Below are 22,970 nucleotides of genomic sequence, written 5' to 3' on the forward strand. Positions count from 1 at the left end.
GTAAGCCGTAACCCATCGCGCAGGGAAAGCCGGAATGCTCCGGTTACACCTGTGGTCCTACCCCCGAGCTTTCTACCTTTTGCTCGGGGCCCATGGGTGCGATCGGCACCCGGCTTTCCCTGCGCCCTCATCAAGAGCGAGGGCGGAACGAAGAGCACAGCTCGGGCAGATCATGTCGCGAGAATGCGGAAGCATGACTCAAAAGTCGAGCCACACATTCAGTGTCGTCCCGGGCTTGACCCGGGACCCATAACCACAAATGGAAGTTGCTGCGCGACGTTGGGGCCACTGCCCTCTCCAACAACACAACCCTGTGGTTATGGGTCCCTGCTTCGCAGGGACGACGAACGGAGAGAAGCGTGTACTTGGGCTCCATCACCGTCACCCTGAGGAGGCCGCGGAGCGGCCGTCTCGAAGGGGCGACGGCCACCAGCGGGGCCGTGCATCCTTCGAGACGCCGCTTCGCGGCTCCTCAGGATGACGGGTTTGATAGTGTTGGCAGGGACGACGTCGCCGCTACTGCGGCATCATCCCACCTCAACGCCGGGCAGCGTTGCGCCCCTGATTGCTTGGCAAGCCAAACCCCGTTTGCCATAACAGGATGAAACAACAACGTTGTGCGTGCGGGACCGTTCGAAAATCCGCCTGCAGCCAATGAGCCGGGAGGATGCCATGGCCAATATCCGCGTACTCGCCACCGATCTCGAGTTTCCCGAAGGTCCCGTCGTCATGCCCGACGGTTCGGTCGTGCTGGTCGAAATCCGCGGCCAGCGGCTGACCCGGGTCTATCCCGACGGACGCAAGGAGATCGTCGCCAAGGTGCCGGGCGGCCCGAACGGCGCGGCACTCGGCCCGGACGGCAAGATGTACGTCTGCAACAATGGCGGCTTCTCCTGGATCCCGACCCGCAACATGATCATGCCGGGTCCGCAGCCGGAGGATTATCTCGGCGGTTCGATCCAGCGCGTCGATCTGCAATCCGGCAAGGTCGAGACGGTGGTGACGAAGTGCGGCGAGCATGAGCTGCGCGGGCCGAACGATCTGGTGTTCGACAGGCAGGGCGGCCTGTGGTTCTCCGATCTCGGCAAGCGCCGCGCCCGCGAGATGGATGTCGGCGCATTCTATTATCTGAAGCCCGGCATGAACGAGATCGTCGAGGCCGTGCACGGCATCCTGCCGGCCAACGGCATCGGCCTGTCGCCGGATGAGAAGACCGTCTACATCGCGGAGACGCCGACGGCGCGGCTGTGGGCCTATGAGGTGTCCGAGCCCGGCACCATCAAGCCGCGCGACGTGATCTATCGCGGCGAGCGCGGCAAGCCGATCGCGGGCCTCGGCGGCTACCAGATGTTCGATTCGCTCGCCGTCGAAGCATCGGGCAATGTCTGCGTCGCGACGCTGATTTCGGGCTGCATCTCGGTGATCGCGCCTGACGGCACCGTGGTCGAGCAGGTGCCGACCGGCGACCGCGTCACCACCAACATCGCCTTCGGCGGCCCCGACCTGAAGACCGCGTACATCACGCTGTCCGGCAAGGGCGAACTGATCGCGATGGACTGGTCGCGGCCGGGATTGCCGCTGAATTTTCTGAACAAGTGACGTAAGAACGTCATTGCGAGCGAAGCGAAGCAATCCATGCCGCCACGAACACGGAGGGAATGGATTGCTTCGTCGCTTCGCTCCTCGCAATGACGGAAAGGAATCAAAATGCCCTGGCTTGAACCGGTCACCCTTCGCGGCGCACATGCGCGGCTCGAACCGTTGTCCCATGATCATCGCGACGGTCTCGTCGACGCAGTGAAGGACGGCCATCTCTCTCAACTCTGGTACACCTCGATCCCGCAGCCGGAGAACATGGCCAAGGAGATCGACCGAAGGCTCGGCCTGCAGGCCGCTGGATCAATGCTGCCGTTCACCGTGTTCGATGCCGACGGCCGGATCTCGGGCATGTCGACCTACATGAATGTCGATACGCCGAACCGCCGCGTCGAGATCGGCTCGACCTGGTACGCCAAGCGTGTGCAGCGCAGCGCGGTCAACACGCAGTGCAAACTGCTGCTGCTCCAACACGCCTTCGAGAAGCTCGATTGCATCGCGGTCGAGTTCCGCACGCATTTCTTCAATCACCAGAGTCGGCGCGGCATCGAGCGTTTGGGCGCCAAGCAGGACGGCATCCTGCGCAGCCATCAGATCGCGCCCAACGGTACGTTGCGCGACACCGTGGTTTACAGCATCATCGCCAGCGAATGGCCGACGGTGAAGGCGCATCTCAACTATCAACTCAACGAAAAGCCGCGCTGACACTTTGGTCGGCGCCAGAAGCGAGACGATGGAAACGTTCGATTATGTGATCATCGGCGCAGGCTCCGCCGGGAGCGTGCTGACCAACCGGTTGAGTGAAGACGCTGCTGTCAGGGTGTGCGTGCTCGAGGCGGGGCCGAGCGACTGGCATCCTTACATCCATCTGCCGGCCGGCTTCATCAAGACCTTCCACATGAAGAGCGTGAACTGGGCCTATCAGCAGGAGGTGGGTCCCTACACCGGCGGGCGCAGCATCTACGCGCCGCGCGGCAAGACGCTCGGCGGCTCGTCCTCGATCAACGGCCACATCTACAATCGCGGCCAGCGCCAGGATTTCGACACCTGGGCGCAGCTCGGCAATCGCGGCTGGGGCTATCCCGACGTGCTGCCGTACTTCCGGCGCATGGAGCGGCGGATCGGCGAGGGCGACGATACCTATCGCGGCCGCGACGGCAATCTCACCGTCACCACGATGGACTGGCAGGACCCGCTCTGCGAAGCCTTCATGGCGGGCGCGGTCAGCCTCGGGATTCCGCGCAACCCCGACTACAACGGCCAGATCCAGGAGGGCGTCTCCTACTGCCAGCGCACCATCCTGAACGGCCGCAGGGTCAGCGCCGCGACCGCGTTCCTGCATCCGGCGCGAAAGCGGCCGAATGTCGACGTGCGCACGCATGCGCATGTCACCGGCATCATCTTCGAGGGCAAGCGCGCGGTCGGCGTGCGCTACAACCGCGGCGGCAAGCACGGCGATCCGCTCGAGATCCGCGCCACCAAGGAGGTCATCCTCTCCGGCGGCGCCTATAACTCGCCGCAGCTGTTGCAGCTCTCCGGCGTTGGTTCGCCCGACCTGCTGAAGTCGCACGGCATCGAGGTGCGCCACGCGCTGCCGGGTGTCGGCGAGGGCCTGCAGGATCATTACGCACCGCGCTCGGTGGCGCGGGTCAAGAACATCCGGACCATCAACGAGCTGCGCCGCGGCTTCAGCCTGTGGGGCGAGGCGATCAAATGGGCGACGACGCGGCGCGGGCTACTGTCGCTGTCGCCGACCATGGTCTATTGCTTCTGGCATTCTGGCGAGACCACCGAGAGCTCCGATTTGCAGCTCACCTTCACGCCGGCGAGCTACAAGGAAGGCGTGCAGGGCCAGCTCGAGGACGAGCCCGGCATGACGGTGGCCTCATGGCAGCAGCGGCCGGAGAGTCGCGGCTATGTCCGGATCCGCTCCGCCGATCCGTTCGCGCCGCCGATCATCCAGACCAACTATCTTGCCGAGGCGATCGACCGCCGCGTCGTCGTCGCCGGCATGAAGCTGGCGCGCCGGCTGCTCGCCTCCGAGCCGCTCAAGCCGTATTTCGCCTATGAGGATTTTCCCGGCCCGAAGGTCACGAGCGACGAGGAGCTGCTCGCGGCCGCGACCCAGCGCGGCACTACCACCTTCCATCCCGGCTGTACCTGCCGGATGGGACCGGCCGATGCGTCCTGGGCCGTGGTCGACGACCAGCTTCGGGTCCATGGCATGGAGGGCCTGCGCGTGATCGACGCCTCGATCATGCCGCGGATGATATCGGCCAACCTCAACGCCTCGACCTTGATGATCGCCGACAAGGCCTCCGACATGATCCGCGGCAAGACCCCCGAAGCCGCCGCGAAACTGCCGGAGTATGCGTGAGGCGATTGCGCGGTGATATTCGCACCGATGCTCGTCGATCAGCGCGTTCGATCTATCACCGTCATCCTGAGGTGCGAGCGGAGCGAGCCTCGAAGGATCGACGGCCACCAGCCGGGCCGTGCACCCTTCGAGGCTCGCTTCGCGAGCGCCTCAGGGTGACGGGATCCGTACTTGAGTGACGGGAAAGAAGAAGGGAGCTCAGCCGTAGACGAACGCCTTGTCCTTGAGGTCGATCGCCGGGAATTCGTCCTTCTCGGCCCAGTAGTCCTGGTTGTGCTGCCACTCCGGCTTGTCGCCGCGCTTCGGCAGCAGGTGCATGCCGCGCATCATGTAGCCGGGGTTGAAGTTCTCCGGATCGATCCACGGCAGCAGCGGCATGTTGTGGTCTTCGGGGCGCAGCGCCGGCGTCACCTTGTTCACGCCGGTCGCCTTCATGTGCTTGAGCATGCGGCAGACGAAGTCGCCGACTAAGTCGACGCGCAAGGTCCAGCTGGCGCGGAAATAGCCGAACACCCAGACGAGGTTCGGCACGCCGGTGAACATCATGCCGCGATAGGTCACGGTGTCCTTGAAGTCGAGCGGCTTGCCGTCGATTGCGAAGTCGATGCCGCCATTGGCGGAGAGGTGGAAGCCGGTCGCGGTGATGATGATGTCGGCCTCGAGCTCCCTGCCGGACTTGAGCAGGATGCCCTTCTCGGTGAAGCGCTCGATCTCATCGGTGACGACGGAGGCCTTGCCGCCCTTGATGGCGTGGAACAGGTCGGCATCCGGAATGAAGGCGATGCGCTGCCGCCACGGCCGGTAGCGCGGCGTGAAGTGGGTGGCGATGTCGTAGTCCTTGCCGAGGACGGCCTCGACCGCCGCAAGCAGGTCCTTCTTGGCGCCCTCGGGCTCGGCGAAGGTCCGCCTGGTGAAGGCGTCCTGCTCGAACAGGATCTTGCGGCGGGTGATCTCGTGGATCCAGGCCTCGTCGACCTGCAGCCGGCGCAACTCCTCGGCGATCTCGATCGCGTTGCGGCCGGTGCGGAAATAGGTCGGCGAACGCTGCAGCATGGTGACATGGCCGGCGTCCTTGGCCATCGCCGGGATCAAGGTCGCAGCGGTGGCGCCGGAGCCGATCACGACCACGCGCTTGCCCTTGTAGTCGAGGTCGTCGGGCCAGGTCTGCGGATGCACGACCGTGCCCTTGAACTTCGCCATGTCGGTCCATTCGGGCGTATAGCCCGCGTCGTGGCGGTAGTAGCCCTGGCACATCCAGAAGAAGTTCGTCGTGAAACGCAGCTGCTCGCCGGTGTCGATACGCGTCGCATCGATGGTCCAGAGGTTGGTCTCGTTCGACCACTTCGCCGCGGTGATGGTGTGGCGATAGCGGATGTGGCGGGCGAGATCGTTCTCCTCGATCACCTCGCCCATGTATTTCAGGATCTCGGCTGCGCTCGCGATCGGCGCGCTGGTCCACGGCTTGAAGCGATAGCCGAAGGTGTGCAGGTCGCTGTCGGAGCGGATGCCGGGATAGCGATGCGTCGACCAGGTGCCGCCGAACGTCTTCTGCGTCTCCAGCACCACGAAGCTGGTGCCCGGGCATTGCGTGGTGAGATGGTAGGCGGCGCCAACGCCGGAGATGCCGGCGCCCGCGATCAGGACGTCGAAATGCTCTGATGTGACGGGCTCGGCGGCGCGGATTTGGGTCTGGACGTTCATCTTCCCTGGTCTTCTTCTTGGTTGGAGCGGTTCAGTAAAACGCCGGAGCGAATGCCCCGGCGTTTGCGTGAACTAGACTTCGCGGCGGCTGAGGAACGCCAGCCGCTCGAACAGGTGCACGTCCTGCTCGTTCTTGAGCAGCGCGCCATGCAGCGGCGGGATCAGCTTGCGCGGATCGCGCTCCCTGAGCATCTCGGGCGTGATGTCCTCGTTCAGCAGCAGCTTGAGCCAGTCGAGCAGCTCCGAGGTCGAGGGCTTCTTCTTCAGGCCCGGTACTTCGCGAACCTCGAAGAAGATCCGCAGCGCCTCTTCCACCAGCCGCTTCTTGATGCCGGGGAAGTGCACGTCGACGATTTTGTTCATGGTGTCGGCGTCTGGGAACTTGATGTAGTGGAAGAAGCAGCGGCGCAGGAACGCGTCCGGCAGTTCCTTCTCGTTGTTCGACGTGATCATCACGATCGGGCGCAGCTTCGCCTTGATGGTCTCACCGGTCTCGTAGACATGGAACTCCATGCGGTCGAGTTCGAGCAAGAGGTCGTTGGGGAATTCGATGTCGGCCTTGTCGATCTCGTCGATCAGGAGCACCGGACGCTTCTCGTGGGTGAAGGCCTCCCACAGCTTGCCGCGCTTGATGTAGTTCTTGATGTCGGACACGCGGGCGTCGCCGAGCTGGCTGTCGCGCAGCCGCGACACCGCGTCGTATTCATAGAGGCCCTGCTGCGCCTTGGTGGTCGACTTGATGTGCCAGGTCAAAAGCGGCGCGTCGATCGCCTTGGCGACTTCCTCGGCCAGCACGGTCTTGCCGGTGCCGGGCTCGCCCTTCACCAGCAGCGGGCGCTCGAGCACGATGGCGGCATTGACGGCGACCTTGAGGTCATCGGTGGCGACGTAGTCCTTGGTACCCGTGAATTTCATCGATCTGGTTGCCTTGTTTCGTTCGTTGGCCGCATGGGTCTCACCTTGGGCCTCAACATGAAACGACCGCTCTCGCAGCGGCCGTCGGAGATGCAAATTTTTCGATCACGCTCGTCTGATCATCGATACGATCACCAGCACGATGCAAGCGCCGATCGTCGCGTTGAGGATGTCGCGGATCGCGCTGCCGCCGAGGCCGACGCCGAGGCGCGGCAGCAGCCAGCTTGCCACCAGCGCGCCGATGATGCCGACAACCATGTTGCCGATCAGCCCGAAGCCCGCGCCGCGCACGATCAGCCCAGCGAGCCAGCCGGCAATCGCACCGATCACCAGTGCCGCAATGATGCCCATTCAAACGTCCTGCCCAATGTCTTGTCAGGCGCAATTGTAATTGAAAAAGCCGGGCGGTCTAGGGCGGATTCCGCAGCGCAGCGGTACCCTGAACGGCGCGGCACGCATGGAATGTCGACCGTCATGTTTCCGCTGCGCGGAATGACCGCCGCACGGATACGGGGCGGGGCGTCGTCGGGTGGACCCCCGCAAGACATGGCGCCAGGGGCCAAATCAAGGCGGATCGCCGGTCTCGGCATGGCTCGGCCCCTTGACGCCACCGGTCCAGCGGGCGATCTAGGTGAGTATGTTCCTGCAGTTCTTCACATCGCTGCGCGACGCCCAGGTCCCCGTGACGCTACGGGAATATCTGACCTTGATGGAAGCGCTTGACGCCGATCTCGCCGAACAGACCGTCGAGAACTTCTACTATTTGTCGCGTGCCGCCCTGGTGAAGGACGAGCGCAATCTCGACAAGTTCGACCGGGTGTTCGGCACCGTGTTCAAGGGGCTCGAGAGCCTGCTCGACGCCATGGGCAAGGCGGAGATCCCCGAGGAGTGGCTGAAGAAGCTCGCCGAGAAATATCTCACCGAGGAAGAGAAGAAGCAGATCGAGGCCATGGGCTGGGACAAGCTCATGGAGACCTTGAAGAAGCGGCTCGAGGAACAGAAGGGCCGTCACCAGGGCGGCAGCAAGTGGATCGGCACCGCGGGCACCTCGCCGTTCGGCGCCCACGGCTACAATCCCGAAGGCGTACGCATCGGCCAGGAGAAGAACCGCAACAACCGCGCCGTGAAGGTGTGGGACAAGCGCGAGTTCAAGGATCTCGACGGCAATGTCGAGCTCGGCATCCGCAACATCAAGGTCGCGCTGCGGCGGCTGCGCAAGTTCGCGCGCACCGGCGCGCCCGACGAGCTCGATCTCGACACCACGATCAAGGAGACCGCCAACCACGGCTATCTCGACGTGCACATGCGCCCCGAGCGGCGCAACGCGGTCAAGGTGCTGGTGTTCTTCGATATCGGCGGTTCGATGGATTCGCATATCGAGCAGGTCGAGGAATTGTTCTCGGCCGCCAAGAGCGAATTCAAGCACATGGAATATTTCTACTTCCACAACTGCCTCTATGAGGGCGTCTGGAAGCAGAACAAGCGGCGCTTCACCGATCGCACGCCGACCTGGGACGTGCTGCACAAGTACCCGCACGACTACAAGGTGGTGTTCGTCGGCGACGCCTCGATGTCGCCTTACGAAATCATGGTGCCCGGCGGCTCGGTCGAGCATGTCAACGAAGAGGCCGGCTCGGTCTGGCTCGACCGCATCACCCGCACCTATCCGCATGCGGTGTGGCTCAATCCGGTGGCGCAGAAGCACTGGGATTATTCGGAATCGACCACCATCATCCGCCGCCTGTTCTCGGAGCGCATGTATCCGATCACGATCGAGGGTCTGGAGCACGCGATGCGGGAGCTGGTGCGGTAAACGCGCAAGGCGTCGCGCGCCGATGGGCGCGCCAACAACATCCAGGGAGAGCCCCATGCCCCAGAACATCCACCGCGGCATCAAGGTGATGATCGACGAGGCCAATGCCGAGATCGAGACCATCAGCGCGGCCGATGCGATCACGCTGATCGGCAAGAACGATGTCGTGATCGTCGACATCCGCGATCCCCGCGAGATCGAGCGCGACGGCAAGATCCCCGGCGCATTCTCCTGCACGCGCGGCATGCTGGAGTTCTGGATCGATCCGAACAGCCCCTACGCCAAGCCGATCTTCCAGGAAGACAAGAAGTTCATCTTCCACTGCGCCGGCGGCCTGCGCTCGGCGCTCGCTGCCAAGACCGCGAAGGACATGGGCCTGAAGCCGGTCGCCCATATGGGCGGCGGCTTCGCCGCCTGGCGCGAGGCCGGCGGTCCGATCGAGGCGTGGGAGCCGAAGAAGAAGGGCTAAGCCAAGATGTCACACGCCGGCTTGACCCGCGTGTCCATCGTTTCGAGGCAAGATGGATTGCCGGATCAAGTCCGGCAATGACGATGGAGTGACAGGTAAGATGACCACCACCGACGATCCGCTCGTTTCGACCGAATGGCTGGCTGCGCATCTCGGCGACGCCAACGTCAAGGTGCTCGACGCGACCTTCAAGCTGCCCGGCGTGCTGCCGCTGCCGAAGGACGACTATCTCGCCGCGCATCTGCCCGGCGCTGTGTTCTTCGACGTCGACGCGGTGTCCGATCATTCCAATCCACTGCCGCACATGTTTCCGAGCGCCGAGCAGTTCGGCCGCGACATCGGCGCGCTCGGCATCAGCAATGCCGACACCGTCGTGATCTATGATTCCGGCGGCTGGGTCGCGGCGCCGCGCGCCTGGTGGATGTTCCTGTCCTATGGCCATCGCAACGTGCGCATTCTCAACGGCGGCCTGAAGAAGTGGCGCGCCGAGGGCAGGGCGGTCGAGAGCGGCGAGGTGAAGCCGAAGCCTGCAATGTTCAAGGCGAGCTATGATGCGAAGCGGGTGCGCAGCATCGAGCAGATGATCGCCAATGTCGAAAGCCGTGCCGAGCAGGTGATCGATGCGCGCGCCGCCGAGCGCTTCGAGGGCCGCGCGCCGGAGCCGCGACCGGGCATCCGCGCCGGCCACATCCCGGGCGCCCGCAACGTGCCCTACAACCAGCTGTTCGATGCTGCCACCGGCGAGATGAAGCCGCTCGACGATCTGCGCAAGTCGTTCAGTGGTGCGGGTGTCAAGCTCGACGCGCCTGTTGTCACGAGCTGCGGCTCCGGCGTCTCGGCCGGCGTGCTGACGCTTGCGCTCTACCGGCTCGGCGTCACGGACACCGCGCTCTATGACGGCTCGTGGTCGGAATGGGGACAGGCGAGCGGCCCGCCGATCGCGACGGGACCGGCCTGAGCGAAAGCGTTTTCGAGCGAAGTGGACTCCGGTTCGCGCAAAGAAAACGCGTCAAAACAAGAAGGTCTAACGCCGGGTGAGCGGTGCCAGGATTGGCTGGCCGAACGGGTCGAGCTGCTGCTGAACCGCCTGCCGAACCGGCGGCGCGCGGACGATCCGCCGGCGCTCCTTGCGATGCGCGGGCTTGCTGGTCGCGTTGCGCTCCGGCTTCTTCGCTTCAGTGGCCTTCGGCACGGCCGGTGCTTCGACGACAATTTCGGGTCCACCCAGCGTTGCGATCCTGCTCGCGGCCGCGATGGCCTCGGGTGACGGCGGCGGTGCGGGCTCCGGCGTAGCCATCGCGGGTGCCGGTGCGGCGGGCGCGGGTTCGCTGGGTGCGGCAGGCGGATCGGCCACCGCGGCGACCTTGGCTTCGGTTGGCGCCGGTGCTGCTTCCGTGGAAACCGGTGCGGGCTGCGATGCGGGCGACGGATCCGCGGCCGGAGGTTGCGGAGCGACTTCAGCGGACTGCGCTGGTGCAGGAGTTTCGACCGTCTGGGCTTCCTGCTTCGGCGGGGCGGGCGGCGGATCATCCGTCTTCACCGCGGCGAGCTTCGCCGGCTCGGCTGGAGGAGAGGCTTCGGCAGGAGCAGGCGGCTCGGAGGCGGCAACTGGCTCTGAGGGTGTCGAGGGGACCGGGCTGTCGGCCACCGCCTTGTCTGCGGCTGATGGCTCGACCCGCACCATGGCGAGCACCGGCGGGGCCTCGGGCTGCTGCGCAAATTGCGGCTCGGGCGGGGCCCGGCGGGCCGGAATGCTGGCGAATTCCTCATGCGCCGCGCGAAACAGCGCGGCTGCCCCTAACCCGAACACTAGAAGCGAGGTGGCCAGCACGATCGCGGCGAACAAGAATCGAAGGCCGGGGAGCATGGGCGCGGGTTCCCCCTTCTGCGGGAGGCTCTTTGACGTCGAGGGAACGCGGTGACCACACAAGAAAGCCGGCGTCGCGAGCGACGAATCAGGCCGATTCGAAGATATCGCAACCCTCGAAGACTGTTTGTTACAAAATGCGGGTGATTGATGACTTTGGGCAGGTGGACAAACATTCCCGACCCATGAGACATCTTTGCCGCAGCGTTGACGGCACATCACAAATGCCCGAAATGGCCCGGGTTTCGCGGATTTGTCTTGAATGCGCCGCTATCTTCCTGCATTGGGCCGTTAACAGTCCGGTGTGGCTTGGGGACTATAATAGAGCAATGATGATCAACCGCATTCTGACGATTTGCGCTGCCGCGGCTCTCGGCGTGGCGGGAACCTCGCTTGCGCATGCGCAGCAGGGGTATCCGGTTCCCCAGGGGCCGGCCTATTCGGCCGCGCCGCAGCCCTACTCGCAGGGCAACATGCCGGATTTCGACTCGCTCGACGATGAAGATGCGCCGCGCAATTCGGCCGCGCTGCCGCCGCCCGGCCCGGTGATGTCGCCGGATGATCCGCGCTATGGCCGCCCGGCGAATGCGCCGGTCTATTCCGATCGTGGTGCGCCGGCCGGTCCCGTGATGTCGCCGGACGATCCGCGCTACGGCCGTCCGATGAATTCCCAGCCGGTCTACTCCGAGCGCGGTGCGCCGACCGGTCCGGTGATGTCGCCCGATGATCCGCGCTATGGCCGGCCGATGGGGCCGCCGCCGGTGATCTATGGCGATCGTCCGGGCGCGCAGCAAGCCAATCGCGACAATGGCGTTCCGGCCGCGGGCGTGTCCTACGGCGACGACCGCGGCGGCATGCGTCCGCCCGAGGGCGTGACCGGAGCCGTGCCGCAGCAGCAGGCGCCCGTCGATGCCAACGGCAAGCCGCTGCAGATCGCGTCGCTGCCGGCGGACGAGCAGCCGGAAGATGGCCCGGCGCGACTGGCACCGAATCTGCGGCGCCAGGAAGTGGCGTTCGCGACCAAGGAGCCGGCCGGCACGATCGTTGTCGATACGCCGAACACCTACCTCTATTACATCCTGGGCAATGGCCGGGCGATCCGTTATGGCGTCCGCGTCGGCCGCGACGGCTTCACCTGGACCGGGGTGCAGAAGATCACCCGCAAGGCCGAGTGGCCGGATTGGCATCCGCCGACGGAGATGATCGAACGCCAGCCCTATCTGCCGCGCTTCATGGCCGGCGGACCCGGCAATCCGCTCGGCGCCCGCGCGATGTATCTCGGCTCGACCGTGTACCGTATTCACGGCACCAACCAGCCGTCGACCATCGGCAAGTTCGTCTCGTCGGGTTGCATCGGCATGCTGAACGAGGACGTCTCGGACCTGTTCGAGCGCGCCAAGGTCGGCACCCGCGTGGTTGTGCTGCCCGGTGGCGCCGCCCCGGGCACGACGACGGCTTCCGCCGCGCCGCCGCCCAACCCGATGGCCCCCGCTCAGGCCGCGCCGCTGCCCGGCACGCAGCCGACCTCGGTCCAGCCGCTGCCCGCACCGGTCACGGTGCGCTAGGCCAACCGGCAAACTCATCATTGAAAAAGGCGCGCGAACAGCGCGCCTTTTTTGTTTGCCGATCGATGTCCGATCTCAGGCCAGCCGCCGCGGCGGCTCGCTGCCTTTGGTGAAGGCGTCGATGCACGCGACCATCTGCTGATAGTGCGCCTGCAGGCTCTCGCGCGTCGCATAGCCGAGATGCGGCGTGATCACGACATTGTCGAGCTTGCGAAGCGGGTGATCTGATGGCAGCGGCTCGACCGAGAACACGTCGATGCCGGCGCCGGCGATCTTCTTGTCGCGCAGCGCCGCAAGCAGGGCGTCTTCGTCGACGATCGGCCCGCGCGCGGTGTTGACGAGATAGGCAGACGGCTTCATGCGGGCGAGATCGGCAGCGCCGACCAGTCCGCGTGAGCGCGGGCTCAGCACGACATGGATGGTGATGATATCTGATGTCGCAAACAGCTCGTCCTTGCTGGCGTAGCCGACGCCGGCCTCCTTGCACTTCTCCGGCGTCAAATTGGGGCTCCAGGCGATGACGTTCATGCCGAACGCCTTGGCCATGCCGGCGACCTTGCTGCCGAGCTTGCCGAGGCCGATGATTCCGAGCGTCTTGCCCTCGATCTCGGTGCCGGCAAAGCTCTGCCAGGCCTCGCCGGCGTGCATGCGGGCATTCTCGCGGCCGATGCCGCGGGTCAGTTCCAGGATCAGGGCCATGGTGAGGGGCGCGGTGGGATCGCGGCTATACTGGGTGCCGCACAGCACCACCTTGCGGTCCTTGGCGGCCTCCATGTCGATCGCGGCGTTGCGCATGCCCGACGTGATCAGAAGCTTCAGGTTGGGCAGCGCGTCGAGCAGGCTCTTCGGGAACGGCGTGCGTTCGCGCATCGCGCAGATGATCTCGAAGTCCTTCAGCTTGGCCGCTGCCTCCGCCTCGCTCGCGAACGGTTTGTCGAACACGACGACCTCGACGCGATCCTTGATCGCCGGCCAGTCGGCCAGCGAGAGCGCGATGTCGAAATAGTCGTCGAGGATTGCACAGCGGAGCCGCGTCATCGGAAAGTCCATTCAGGGTGAGGGCGACGGTGGAAATCATCCGTCGGGATACCCGTCATGGTCGCGCGCAATCGGCAGGCGCGCAAGCGGCCGCGGTTTCAAAAAGCGGCGATTGCCGGATGGCTCAGGACGGCTTGCGTGCCTTCGCGGTGCGGATATCGGCGAGCATCGATCGGACCGCGGGCGACAGCGCCATCTGCTTGGCACGGCAGGCTGGCCCCGGGCCGCGCATATAGTGCAGTTCCGGCCGGTAGGGATTGAAAGCCCTGGCGACGAAGGCTCGCCAGAAGGCGCGGAATTCGGCGAACAGCGTCGCCTCGCGTTTGGTCGTGGAGCGCGAAAGAGGTGCTGAAATGATGGTAGCCATGACGTGGCCTCAACTGTTTGTCGCGGTTCTGCCGCGAAAATCGCCGTTTTCGGCGTTGAGAACGAGTTTTGGCCTGATTTATTAAAAGATAGTTTCAATTGTCGTGATTCGGCGCGCACATGGTGTCGAACCCGTAATCACCCGTGGCGAATGGACGGAACGTGGTGAACGGATGGAAAACGACCGCCCCGCGGTTGCGCTTTCGGGGGCCGGCCGTTACATCGGCCACAGCAAAATTTCCACAAATCGGATCAATTCCAGGGACAGCGGATGGCTCGCCAGTTCATCTATTTCATGCAGGGTCTGACGAAGGCGTATCCGACCCGCAAGGTGCTCGATAACATCCATCTGAGCTTCTATCCGGACGCCAAGATCGGCGTGCTCGGCGTCAACGGCTCGGGCAAGTCGACGCTGCTCAAGATCATGGCCGGCCTCGACAAGGAGTACAACGGCGAGGCCTGGGTCGCCGAGGGCGCCCGTGTCGGCTATCTCGAGCAGGAGCCGCACCTCGATCCCGCACTCAACGTCCGTGAGAACGTCATGCTCGGTGTCGCCAAGCAGAAGGCGATCCTCGACCGTTACAACGAGCTGGCCGTCAATTACTCGGACGAGACGGCTGACGAAATGACAAAACTGCAGGACGAGATCGAGGCGCAGGGCCTGTGGGATCTCGACAGCAAGGTCGACCAGGCGATGGACGCGCTGCGCTGCCCGCCTGACGATGCCGATGTCACAAAGCTGTCGGGCGGTGAACGCCGCCGCGTCGCGCTGTGCCGCTTGCTGCTCGACCAGCCGGAATTGCTGCTGCTGGACGAACCGACCAACCATCTCGACGCCGAGTCGGTGTCGTGGCTGGAAGGCCATCTGCGCAACTACCCGGGCGCGATCCTGATCGTGACCCACGACCGCTACTTCCTCGACAACGTCACCGGCTGGATCCTCGAGCTCGACCGCGGCAAGGGCATCCCCTACGAGGGCAACTATTCGTCCTGGCTGCAGCAGAAGCAGAAGCGGCTCGAGCAGGAAGGTCGCGAGGACGCCGCGCATCAGAAGACGCTGGCCCGCGAGCAGGAGTGGATCGCATCCTCGCCAAAGGCGCGTCAGGCCAAGTCCAAGGCACGTTACCAGCGCTATGAGGAGCTGCTGAAACAAGCCAGCGAAAAGCAGACCCAGACCGCGCAGATCACGATTCCGGTCGCCGAGCGTCTCGGTCAGAACGTTGTCGACTTCGAAGGCCTCAGCAAAGGTTTTGGCGACCGCATGCTGATCGACGATCTCACCTTCAAGCTGCCGCCGGGCGGCATCGTCGGCGTGATCGGTGCCAACGGCGCCGGCAAGACCACGCTGTTCAGGATGATCACCAAGCAGGAGACGCCGGACAAGGGCTCCATCACCGTCGGCGAGAGCGTACATCTCGGCTATGTCGACCAGTCGCGCGACGCGCTCGACGGCAAGAAGACGGTGTGGGAGGAGATCTCGGGCAACAACGAGCTGATCCTGCTCGGCAAGAAGGAAGTCAACTCGCGCGGCTATTGCTCGTCGTTCAACTTCAAGGGCGCCGACCAGCAGAAGAAGGTTGGCGCGCTGTCGGGCGGTGAACGCAACCGTGTGCATCTCGCCAAGATGCTGAAGTCGGGCGCCAACGTCCTGCTGCTCGACGAACCGACCAACGACCTCGACGTCGACACGCTGCGTGCGCTCGAAGAGGCGCTGGAGGATTTTGCCGGTTGTGCCGTCATCATCAGCCATGATCGCTGGTTCCTCGACCGCATCGCGACCCACATCCTGGCCTTCGAGGGCGACAGCCATGTCGAATGGTTCGAGGGCAACTTCCAGGATTACGAAAAGGACAAGATGCGCCGCCTCGGCCAGGACAGCATCATTCCGCACCGCGTGAAGTACAAGAAGCTGACGCGCTGATCGGTTGAAGTGGTCGAGCGCGGCTATCGCGCCGCGTTCGACCACTCCCTCGTTTTGGAGGATCGTGACGGCATCGCGGCGCAAATCTGCGGCCAGTTGTCGCTTTTCAAGTGCGCGGGATTGCGTAGATAGAGCGCTCCGCAATTTCAATTCCGCGAGCACTCCAACATGTCCGCACTTTCAGACGCGCCCGCCCGCTCGAAGGGCCGGCCGCTGCGTCCCGTTCCCATGCTGATCTTCGGATCGCGCTGGCTGCAATTGCCGCTCTATGTCGGCCTGATCATCGCCCAGGGCGTCTATGTCGTGCTGTTCCTGAAAGAGCTGTGGCACCTGTTCGCCCATGCCTTCGATTTCAGCGAGCAGCAGATCATGCTGGCCGTGCTCGGCCTGATCGACGTCGTCATGATCTCGAACCTCCTGGTGATGGTGATCGTCGGCGGCTACGAGACCTTCGTGTCGCGCCTCAATCTGCAGGGACATCCGGACGAGCCGGAATGGCTCAGCCACGTCAATGCCAGCGTGCTGAAGATCAAGCTGGCGATGGCGATCATCGGCATCTCCTCGATCCACTTGCTGCGCACCTTCATCGAGGCCGGTGCGCTGTCGTCCGGCAAGGGCACCTACACCGAGACCGGCGTGATGTGGCAGACCATCATCCACTGCGTCTTCATCCTGTCGGCGATCGGCATCGCCATCGTTGACAGACTGTCGAACGACTCGATCGAGGGCGCCAAGCAGCAGGTTGGGCATTAGCCGGGATAACTAATAATGGCTGGCGCCGCGTCATCGCGCCGTGCGCTGGCCGAACAATGCCGGCGCGGTGATCCTGCCCAGCCATTCCGGGATTTCCGCGGCCTCGCGCGGGAATCCGCGCGCCATTGCCAGGATGAATGTGGTCTGCCAGACGCCGAATAGCACCAGCCAGGCCAGCCAGTCCGGAAATTTGACGATCGCGCCGTAAACGGCTCCGGCCGCTATGGCAGCGATCCAGTTCACGACAACGCTGTCGAGCCGCCTGAAGCCGGGATTGGTCAGCAGGACGCCAAGAATTGTGATCGCGCCGCCAACGGCTCCTCCGACGCTGCCGATGACGTAGCCCATGAACGGGTTATTGCCGAGCGTGTCCCTGACCTCGGCGGGGGTGGTGGTTGTGTCGGCGGTACCGACGTCAGCGGCGGCGACAGCTTTCGAATACTGGCCGAGTGACTGAAGCGTGACGCTGCTGGCATCGTAGGCCGCGATCCAGGCCGCAGCCGTCACCGCAACCACCAGTGCCAGCTGGAACCGGTCCTTGACGCCAAATATGAAGTTGCAGATCGCGACCACCAATCCAAATATCACACCGGGCAGGATCGTTATCCCACCGGTCGGCGTGGAATCCACGAACGAATATTGCAGAACGCCGGTGGCATACCTCACGGTAATGAAGCTGCCGACAACCGAGAAAAGCGCCAGCACGACGAAGGGCCAACTGGATCGGCCGCGCGACTGCGCGCGCTCGGCCGCCAGCATGCGGTCCACCGCGGCTCGCGTCTCGGCCGCGGCACTGCCCTGCGGCTCCAGGATCGTGACCGCCTTGAGATAGGCCGGGACCTGGTCGAGCGAGGTCGGCGCCATCATCACCGGCAGCACGCGATTGCTCGGGTTCGGCCATTTGGCTCGGGCAAAGGCGAGCTCGCTCAAGGTGTAGCGTCCCTTGGTCACCGATTCCGGGCTGATCAGGAACACCATAAAATCGCTGCTTTCGATGGCTTTTTCGACGCGCGCATCGAAGCTGTCGCCCGGCGGGAGATCGTCGTGCGAAAAGAAGACGTCATGGTCGCAATTGCGCAGGGACTGAGCGATGTTGTCAGCCTGCGATTCCAATTCGGAGGGAAATGACAAAAATATGCGCATGGCAAAACTTACCACCCAGAATTGAATTCTGACATTGCCGAATCCACGTTGCAATGCCTGTTTCCGCTAGTGTGCTGAATGCGAAGTTCGTGCGATTTCGCGGCAGCCGCTTTCACGAACTTCGCATTCATAAAGCACACTAGAATCATAAGTTTGCTAGTGTCCTTATCGAATCCGAAGTTCGCTCCGAAGGTGCGGCGATGATACGAACTTCGGATTCGGGACACGAGGTGAGATCGATCATGAAATGGCCAGCCACCATCGTCGCATGCGCGCTGCTGCTGTGTGCGCCGCTGCAGCGGCCCGCATCCGCCGCCGACGCAGCGTTCACCCAGTTCATCGCCTCGCTGTGGCCGGAGGCCAAGGCGGCCGGCGTGTCGCGCGAAACCTTCGATCGCGAGACGCGCTCCCTCGAGCCCGACTACAAGCTGCCCGACCTGATCCTGCCGGGGCGTCCGAAGACCGGCGCACCGGCGCAGGCCGAATTCGTGCAGGTGCCGGCCGACTACATCAAGGAGGCCTCGATCGCGCGGCTCGCCACCGAGGGGCAGCGGCTGCTGCAGAAGTATCGTCCGTCGCTCGACGCGATCGAGAAGCGGTTCGGCGTGCCGGCCACCATCGTGCTGGCGATCTGGGGCCGCGAGACCGACTATGGCCGCTATTCGCTGCCCTACGACGCGTTGCGCGTGGTGGCGACGCAGGCCTATGTCGGCCGCCGCAAGGATCAGTACCGCACCGAGTTCATCCTTGCGCTGAAGATCCTCAGTGAGGGCGCCGTGACGCGCAAGGAGCTGCGCTCATCCTGGGCCGGGGCGACCGGCTACACCCAGTTCCTGCCATCGGAATATTACAAGCACGGCGTCGACCTCGATGGCGACGGCCGGGTCGACATCTGGCATTCGGTGCCGGACGCGCTCGCCTCCGCCGCGCAACAGCTCGTCAACAAGGGCTGGCAGCCCGGGGTGCGCTGGGCCTACGAGGTCACAGCACCCGCTAATGCCGATTGCACAATCGGTGTGCCCGAAGTGACAAAACCGATCAGCCAGTGGCTGCGGGCAGGCTTCGTGCCGGTGCGCGGCGCGAGGCTCAGCGCCACCGAGCAGGCGCAATCGGCCTCGCTGCTGCAGCCTGAAGGCAGCTACGGTCCGGCCTTCCTGACCACGCCGAACTACTTCGTGATCAAGGAGTACAATTTCTCCGATCTCTATGTGCTGTTCGTCGGCCATCTCGCCGACCGCATGACGAGCCCGCAGCCATTCGCGACGCCATGGTCGGCGTCGAAGCAGCTGCGCTCCGCCGATGTCGAGGCGATGCAGCAGCAGCTGACGAAGATCGGTCTCTACAAGGACAAGCTCGACGGCAAGGCCGGGATGCAGACCCGCGCCGCGCTCGGCGCCTATCAGAAGCAGGCCGGGCTCAAGGTCGATTGCTGGCCGAGCGAGGCAGTGCTGCGCGCGATGAACGGGCAGCGCTGACCGTCAGGCCTGCCTGGTGACGAAAACAAAAACCCGGCCGCAAGGCCGGGTTTTCGAGTGTGATGCTGAAAGCGTGTCGGTCGATCAGTCGCAAACCTGGATGCGACGGAAGCGCCAGCCGTAGCCGTCCCAGAAGCGCTCACGAACCCAGCGGCACGGAGCTTCTTCGACATAGGTCGGGGCCGGTGCAACATAGACCGGAGCGGGACGGGCGCCTGCGATCGCGCCGCCGAGCAGGGCGCCGCCGATCAGGCCACCGGCAACGCCGGCCGCGATGGCCCCGCCGTCACCAGCCTTGGCAGCCGGAGCAACCGCCAGCGAACCGGCAAGCGTGGTAACGGCGACAAGGGCAGCTAAAGTCTTCTTCATGTCTTTGGCTCTCCTGGAAGGTGGTGGCGTCGTGGTTCGGCGCCGGGTTTTAGGTGACTCACACGCTGATCTCGAACTGCTGTCTTGCTAAACAGCGCAGAACAGTCAACCGAAAGTAAACGTCGGCAGGCTCATCGCGCAGAAAAGCGGTTTTTTCTGGCCTTCTACAGCAGACGTCCCGGACAAACAGTCGGTTTTCCGGGACATCTGGTTCGAATTAATCGAGATGAACGGCGATCAATCGCAAACGCGCACTCGGCGAACGCGCCATGTGTAGCCGTCCCAGAACCGCTGGCGCTGCCAGAAGCAATCGGGACCGTAACCGGGCTCGGCGACATAGGCCGGACCGGGCGCGTAGTAGCCATAGCCCGGACCGTAGTAGCCGTTCTGCGAAGCGATCGCGCCACCGACGATGGCACCACCGATCAATCCCGCAGCGACGCCAGCGGCGACACCGCGTTGTGCCTGGGCGGGGGCGGGCACCGCCACGGCCGAAACCGCCAGAGTGGCGGCGGCGCAAAGCGCCAGCAATGTCTTCTTCATGACCTCACCTTTCTCACGGGAGCAGGGACAGCGTACGTTGGCGATCCGTCTCGCCAGAAGAGTTCCATACTCCGCTTGAATGATCAATGAACGACGCTGCCGTATTCGCGTCCAAATGCTTGCAGCTTTTGGCATATCTTGCAACGCACAAGCTTGTAGCCGCAGTGAACCGGTGCTTGCAGCGGTGGAAGCCGGGATTGGCCCGGTAGACCGGCCTGATGGGCTTCCTATTCCCGAAAGGCAGGGCCGACCGTTTTAGATTCATTCCAATATGAATCCCGCATCAGTTTGGAATTGCTACAAGAACCGGCTTTTCCCTTTGCATCCGGCCGGCGCCGACAATATCCATATTGGCGAGCATCACCCGTTGGACCCGCCTCATCTGATGATTGTCTGTTCCTGTAACGTCCTCAGCGACCACGATGTCCGCAATGCCGTCAATGGCGGCGGGTCTGTGACACGAAATGCTAAGCAAGTATATGGCTGCCTCGGCTGTAGCGCCGAATGCGGCCGCTGCGCGCGCACCATCAAGGCGATCATCGACGAGGCGCTTGGCCCCTGCGCCAAGGCCTGCTGCTCCGGCTGCCCCCACAGCGGCCATCCGCACGCCGCCAACGAAGACGCCGAGCCGGCCGAATTCGCGCTCGCGGCCTGCTAGGGCCATTTCCGGTTCTGATCGACGCAGAACCGAAGCTTCCCGTTTTCAATGCGTTTTCTTCATGCGATCCGGCTGCCGCGTCGCCGGAAACGCTCTGCCTCCGCAAATCCCCCGAAACCGGTTATCCACGCGCTGCTTCCGCGAAGGGTTGCTCTCACCGGTAATCTGATTTAGAAGCGTTCTAAATTCAGTGCTGGCCGGTTTTGGCCGCGACAGGTGGAGTGGATCATGCAAGGCGACCCGAAGGTCATCGATTATCTGAACAAGGGGCTGCGCAGCGAACTGACCGCCATCAATCAGTACTGGTTGCACTACCGGATGCTCAACAATTGGGGCCTCCTGGAGATGGGCAAGGTCTGGCGCAAGGAATCCATCGAGGAGATGGAGCACGCCGACAAATTCGTCGATCGCATCCTGTTCCTCGACGGCTTCCCGAACCTGCAGGTGCTCGATCCCCTGAAGATCGGCCAGGACGTCAAGGAGATCATCGAGTGTGACCTGGCCGCCGAGATCGGCGCCCGCACGCTCTATCAGGAGGCGGCGACCTACTGCCACGGCGTCAAGGACTATGTCAGCCGCGACCTGTTCGAGCAGCTGATGAAGGACGAGGAAGACCACATCGATTTCCTCGAGACCCAGCTCGACCTGATCAAGCGCATCGGTCTTGAGCTCTACACCCAGAAGCACGTCGGTCATCTGAAGGGCGAGGAGTCCTGATCGGCCTCTTCGCACTCGGAGGTTGGCTTTCAAGAATGCGAGAGGCCGTCCTTGCGGGCGGCCTCTTTCGTTTTCTCGATCCGGATGGAGTGATCGTCAGTAGCAGCGGATGATGTTGATGGTGCGATCGCCGTCGCGGCCGGGCACCGTCACGCTCTCGGTGGGGCAGCTCGACACATAGGGGCGATCCGACGGCACCACGGCCGGCGGATATCGATGCGCCCAATCCCAGGGCACGTCCTGAGTGTAGGTGTAGCGAACGTCGTTCGACGCCGGCGCCGGGACCTCGGCGGCGAAGGGAACGCCGGCGACGGCGTCCTCGTAATATCCGCTTGTCCCCGGCAACACGATGCCGGGCACGCGCACATGATGACGGAAAGCCGGATGGTGCGCGGAAAACGTACCGCGCGGCGCCGTTCCGGATCTCGCATAGGTCGCGGTCGAGGAAGCAAGCAGCAGCGCTGCAACGCCAAGGGACGCCATCAGCGCCCCATATGTTCGATACGCCATCGTTCGATGAGCCATTGTTCGACAAGCCATGGCCGGCACCACTCGCGGTTACGGAGCATTCTGCAGACGCTAGGCCGCGCCTGAGGGCGCCCGCAAACTCATCCTTAATTATTGGTTAAAAAGTAAGGTTAACAGGAGGTATATGTTTCAAATTGGCGCGACTGCGTGGCGGCGCGTCAAACCGCGTCCGCCGGAACGAAGCAGCTGATGATGATGTTGCCGCGGTGGTGCACGTACCACACCACGGCCTCGCCGACCGGGTTGCCGTGATCGCGGATGATCGCGCGCTCCGGTACCATCATCCATTCGCCCTCGATCGGCACCCAATAGGCGCCGCCCCGAACGTCATAGCTCGTGCGATGGCCGTCGGAGATATCGCAGCACGGCACGCCGTTCGGAGCGATCACGCTCTTGAACCAGGCGCGGATATCGGGCGGCACGTTGTCGTATTGGCCGTTGTCGAACGCCAGCGCTGCGCCCGCCGTCATGGCGAGCCACGCAAGCATCGCGCCATGCGTGAGCCTTCGCATCGCATCCCTCCGCGACAACCTTGTGCGTGACACGCGCGCAGCGTCCCGCGCGCGAATCCGATGTTCGTGCGATTAGGCACGAACCGCGCACGAGATGCATGCCCAAAGAATCAGCGAGGCAGCGCTGTTGTCCGTGATGCAGTGCGGGATCGTCGCGCTTAGGCCGGCTTCTTCGTGCGCGCCTTCTTCACAGGCTTTGCTGCGATATTGTCGCGAGCCATTTTGAGCGCGCTGCGTAGCGTGACCTGATCGGCTTTCGCGAGGCGGACATTGGTGCTGCCGCCCTTGCCCCAGCCGCCCGGCACCGGCCGGAAGATGTCCGGCTCGGCCTCGACCACGACAGCCTGTTGCTCCGGGGTCAGCTTCACCATGCCCCAATCCTTGTCGGGATAGCCGAGCGTTGCGAAGATGCGGTTGCCGACGCGAAAATCGGCGGTGCCGTGATGCGCGCCCTCAATCACCTCGGGCAGGCTCAGCGCGACCTTGCGGAAGCGATTTGCGGACATCGCTTCGATCTCGACCGCTACATCATGTGCTGCGGTGCCGTCTGCAGCAGCTCAAGCAGTTGCCTGGCATAGAATTTGGCATCGCCGGTCGTGAGGTGCCCGCGTGTTTCGCTGCTCGCCGGGATCAAACGGATCATG

24 protein-coding genes are annotated in these 22,970 nt (G+C 63.8%); 12 read left to right on the forward strand and 12 right to left on the reverse strand.

Translation table 11 applies throughout. The features are described from left to right. The first annotated feature begins 672 nt into the window (after positions 1-672). The 3 genes from JQ573_RS03885 (at position 673) to JQ573_RS03895 (ending at position 3,973) form a co-directional block, all read left to right on the forward strand. Positions 673-1,599 carry an SMP-30/gluconolactonase/LRE family protein gene (locus JQ573_RS03885; RefSeq protein ID WP_212311640.1) on the forward strand — a complete coding sequence of 309 codons (927 nt, stop codon included), beginning with the start codon at positions 673-675 and terminating at the stop codon, positions 1,597-1,599. A gap of 108 nt (positions 1,600-1,707) precedes the next feature. Beyond that, complete coding sequence (locus JQ573_RS03890) at positions 1,708-2,301, forward strand: GNAT family N-acetyltransferase (RefSeq protein WP_212311639.1); 594 nt, start codon at positions 1,708-1,710, stop codon at positions 2,299-2,301. Between the two features lie 28 nt (positions 2,302-2,329). Then, on the forward strand, positions 2,330-3,973 hold the full coding sequence (locus tag JQ573_RS03895) for a GMC family oxidoreductase (RefSeq protein ID WP_212311638.1): 1,644 nt from the start codon (positions 2,330-2,332) through the stop codon (positions 3,971-3,973). Between the two features lie 198 nt (positions 3,974-4,171). Here JQ573_RS03895 and JQ573_RS03900 read toward each other — a convergent pair whose 3' ends face one another. The 3 genes from JQ573_RS03900 to JQ573_RS03910 all read right to left on the reverse strand — a co-directional run bounded on the left by JQ573_RS03900 (position 4,172) and on the right by JQ573_RS03910 (position 6,940). Then, on the reverse strand, positions 4,172-5,674 hold the full coding sequence (locus JQ573_RS03900) for an NAD(P)/FAD-dependent oxidoreductase (protein ID WP_212311637.1): 1,503 nt from the start codon (positions 5,672-5,674) through the stop codon (positions 4,172-4,174). Between the two features lie 72 nt (positions 5,675-5,746). Then, positions 5,747-6,589, reverse strand: coding sequence for a MoxR family ATPase (locus JQ573_RS03905; RefSeq protein ID WP_092124583.1), 843 nt, complete (start codon positions 6,587-6,589; stop codon positions 5,747-5,749). A 105-nt stretch (positions 6,590-6,694) separates the two neighbouring features. Continuing rightward, positions 6,695-6,940, reverse strand: a complete 246-nt coding sequence (locus JQ573_RS03910) for a GlsB/YeaQ/YmgE family stress response membrane protein (RefSeq protein ID WP_092124584.1) — start codon at positions 6,938-6,940, stop codon at positions 6,695-6,697. A gap of 286 nt (positions 6,941-7,226) precedes the next feature. On the opposite strand from JQ573_RS03910, the gene JQ573_RS03915 reads away from it, so the two are divergent. From JQ573_RS03915 to sseA, 3 genes are all read left to right on the forward strand, one after another. Further along, positions 7,227-8,402: a VWA domain-containing protein gene (locus JQ573_RS03915; protein WP_166216842.1), complete on the forward strand. Its 1,176-nt coding sequence runs from the start codon at positions 7,227-7,229 to the stop codon at positions 8,400-8,402. Positions 8,403-8,457: 55 nt separating this feature from the next. Continuing rightward, on the forward strand, positions 8,458-8,871 hold the full coding sequence (locus tag JQ573_RS03920; protein ID WP_016847778.1) for a rhodanese-like domain-containing protein: 414 nt from the start codon (positions 8,458-8,460) through the stop codon (positions 8,869-8,871). 100 nt (positions 8,872-8,971) lie between these two features. After that, complete coding sequence (gene sseA / locus JQ573_RS03925) at positions 8,972-9,829, forward strand: 3-mercaptopyruvate sulfurtransferase (RefSeq protein ID WP_212311636.1); 858 nt, start codon at positions 8,972-8,974, stop codon at positions 9,827-9,829. A 66-nt stretch (positions 9,830-9,895) separates the two neighbouring features. Here the strand turns inward: sseA and JQ573_RS03930 are convergent, their stop codons facing one another. Next, positions 9,896-10,738 (reverse strand): hypothetical protein, encoded by an 843-nt coding sequence (locus JQ573_RS03930; RefSeq protein WP_212311635.1) that lies wholly within the window; start codon positions 10,736-10,738, stop codon positions 9,896-9,898. Positions 10,739-11,067: 329 nt separating this feature from the next. On the opposite strand from JQ573_RS03930, the gene JQ573_RS03935 reads away from it, so the two are divergent. After that, positions 11,068-12,303: a L,D-transpeptidase gene (locus JQ573_RS03935; protein WP_212311634.1), complete on the forward strand. Its 1,236-nt coding sequence runs from the start codon at positions 11,068-11,070 to the stop codon at positions 12,301-12,303. A 75-nt stretch (positions 12,304-12,378) separates the two neighbouring features. Here JQ573_RS03935 and JQ573_RS03940 read toward each other — a convergent pair whose 3' ends face one another. Together JQ573_RS03940 and JQ573_RS03945 are read right to left on the reverse strand one after the other, a co-directional pair. Continuing rightward, complete coding sequence (locus JQ573_RS03940; RefSeq protein WP_212311633.1) at positions 12,379-13,341, reverse strand: D-2-hydroxyacid dehydrogenase family protein; 963 nt, start codon at positions 13,339-13,341, stop codon at positions 12,379-12,381. Between the two features lie 124 nt (positions 13,342-13,465). Beyond that, positions 13,466-13,708, reverse strand: coding sequence for a hypothetical protein (locus JQ573_RS03945; RefSeq protein ID WP_212311632.1), 243 nt, complete (start codon positions 13,706-13,708; stop codon positions 13,466-13,468). Between the two features lie 270 nt (positions 13,709-13,978). Here JQ573_RS03945 and ettA point away from each other — a divergent pair, with 270 nt between their 5' ends. After that, positions 13,979-15,628 carry an energy-dependent translational throttle protein EttA gene (gene ettA / locus JQ573_RS03950; RefSeq protein ID WP_212311631.1) on the forward strand — a complete coding sequence of 550 codons (1,650 nt, stop codon included), beginning with the start codon at positions 13,979-13,981 and terminating at the stop codon, positions 15,626-15,628. A 168-nt stretch (positions 15,629-15,796) separates the two neighbouring features. Then, complete coding sequence (locus tag JQ573_RS03955; RefSeq protein WP_176533115.1) at positions 15,797-16,381, forward strand: TIGR00645 family protein; 585 nt, start codon at positions 15,797-15,799, stop codon at positions 16,379-16,381. A 30-nt stretch (positions 16,382-16,411) separates the two neighbouring features. On the opposite strand, the gene JQ573_RS03960 is transcribed toward JQ573_RS03955, so the two are convergent. Next, on the reverse strand, positions 16,412-17,524 hold the full coding sequence (locus JQ573_RS03960; RefSeq protein WP_212311630.1) for a toll/interleukin-1 receptor domain-containing protein: 1,113 nt from the start codon (positions 17,522-17,524) through the stop codon (positions 16,412-16,414). A gap of 242 nt (positions 17,525-17,766) precedes the next feature. Between JQ573_RS03960 and JQ573_RS03965 the strand changes: the two genes are divergently transcribed. Further along, the gene (locus JQ573_RS03965; protein ID WP_212311629.1) at positions 17,767-18,999 is read left to right on the forward strand and encodes a lytic murein transglycosylase; all 1,233 of its coding nucleotides are present in this window, start codon (positions 17,767-17,769) and stop codon (positions 18,997-18,999) included. 84 nt (positions 19,000-19,083) lie between these two features. On the opposite strand, the gene JQ573_RS03970 is transcribed toward JQ573_RS03965, so the two are convergent. Both JQ573_RS03970 and JQ573_RS03975 read right to left on the reverse strand, forming a co-directional pair. Continuing rightward, positions 19,084-19,368 carry a hypothetical protein gene (locus tag JQ573_RS03970; protein WP_212311628.1) on the reverse strand — a complete coding sequence of 95 codons (285 nt, stop codon included), beginning with the start codon at positions 19,366-19,368 and terminating at the stop codon, positions 19,084-19,086. A gap of 237 nt (positions 19,369-19,605) precedes the next feature. After that, a complete protein-coding gene (locus tag JQ573_RS03975) occupies positions 19,606-19,911 on the reverse strand; it encodes a hypothetical protein (RefSeq protein WP_050422015.1) in 306 nt (101 codons plus the stop codon). 385 nt (positions 19,912-20,296) lie between these two features. Between JQ573_RS03975 and JQ573_RS03980 the strand changes: the two genes are divergently transcribed. Next, complete coding sequence (locus JQ573_RS03980; RefSeq protein WP_016843730.1) at positions 20,297-20,569, forward strand: bacterioferritin-associated ferredoxin; 273 nt, start codon at positions 20,297-20,299, stop codon at positions 20,567-20,569. Positions 20,570-20,797: 228 nt separating this feature from the next. After that, positions 20,798-21,286 (forward strand): bacterioferritin, encoded by a 489-nt coding sequence (gene bfr, locus JQ573_RS03985; RefSeq protein ID WP_092126895.1) that lies wholly within the window; start codon positions 20,798-20,800, stop codon positions 21,284-21,286. 96 nt (positions 21,287-21,382) lie between these two features. Here the strand turns inward: bfr and JQ573_RS03990 are convergent, their stop codons facing one another. From JQ573_RS03990 to JQ573_RS04000, 3 genes are all read right to left on the reverse strand, one after another. Then, entirely contained in the window at positions 21,383-21,796 is a 414-nt protein-coding gene (locus tag JQ573_RS03990; RefSeq protein ID WP_212311627.1) for a hypothetical protein, read from the reverse strand. A gap of 176 nt (positions 21,797-21,972) precedes the next feature. Next, positions 21,973-22,326, reverse strand: a complete 354-nt coding sequence (locus JQ573_RS03995) for a hypothetical protein (RefSeq protein WP_212311626.1) — start codon at positions 22,324-22,326, stop codon at positions 21,973-21,975. A gap of 158 nt (positions 22,327-22,484) precedes the next feature. Beyond that, positions 22,485-22,832, reverse strand: a complete 348-nt coding sequence (locus JQ573_RS04000; RefSeq protein ID WP_212311625.1) for an MmcQ/YjbR family DNA-binding protein — start codon at positions 22,830-22,832, stop codon at positions 22,485-22,487. Between the last annotated feature and the right edge of the window lie 138 nt (positions 22,833-22,970).

The organism is Bradyrhizobium sp. AUGA SZCCT0105 (assembly GCF_018129565.1).
Lineage (GTDB): Bacteria > Pseudomonadota > Alphaproteobacteria > Rhizobiales > Xanthobacteraceae > Bradyrhizobium.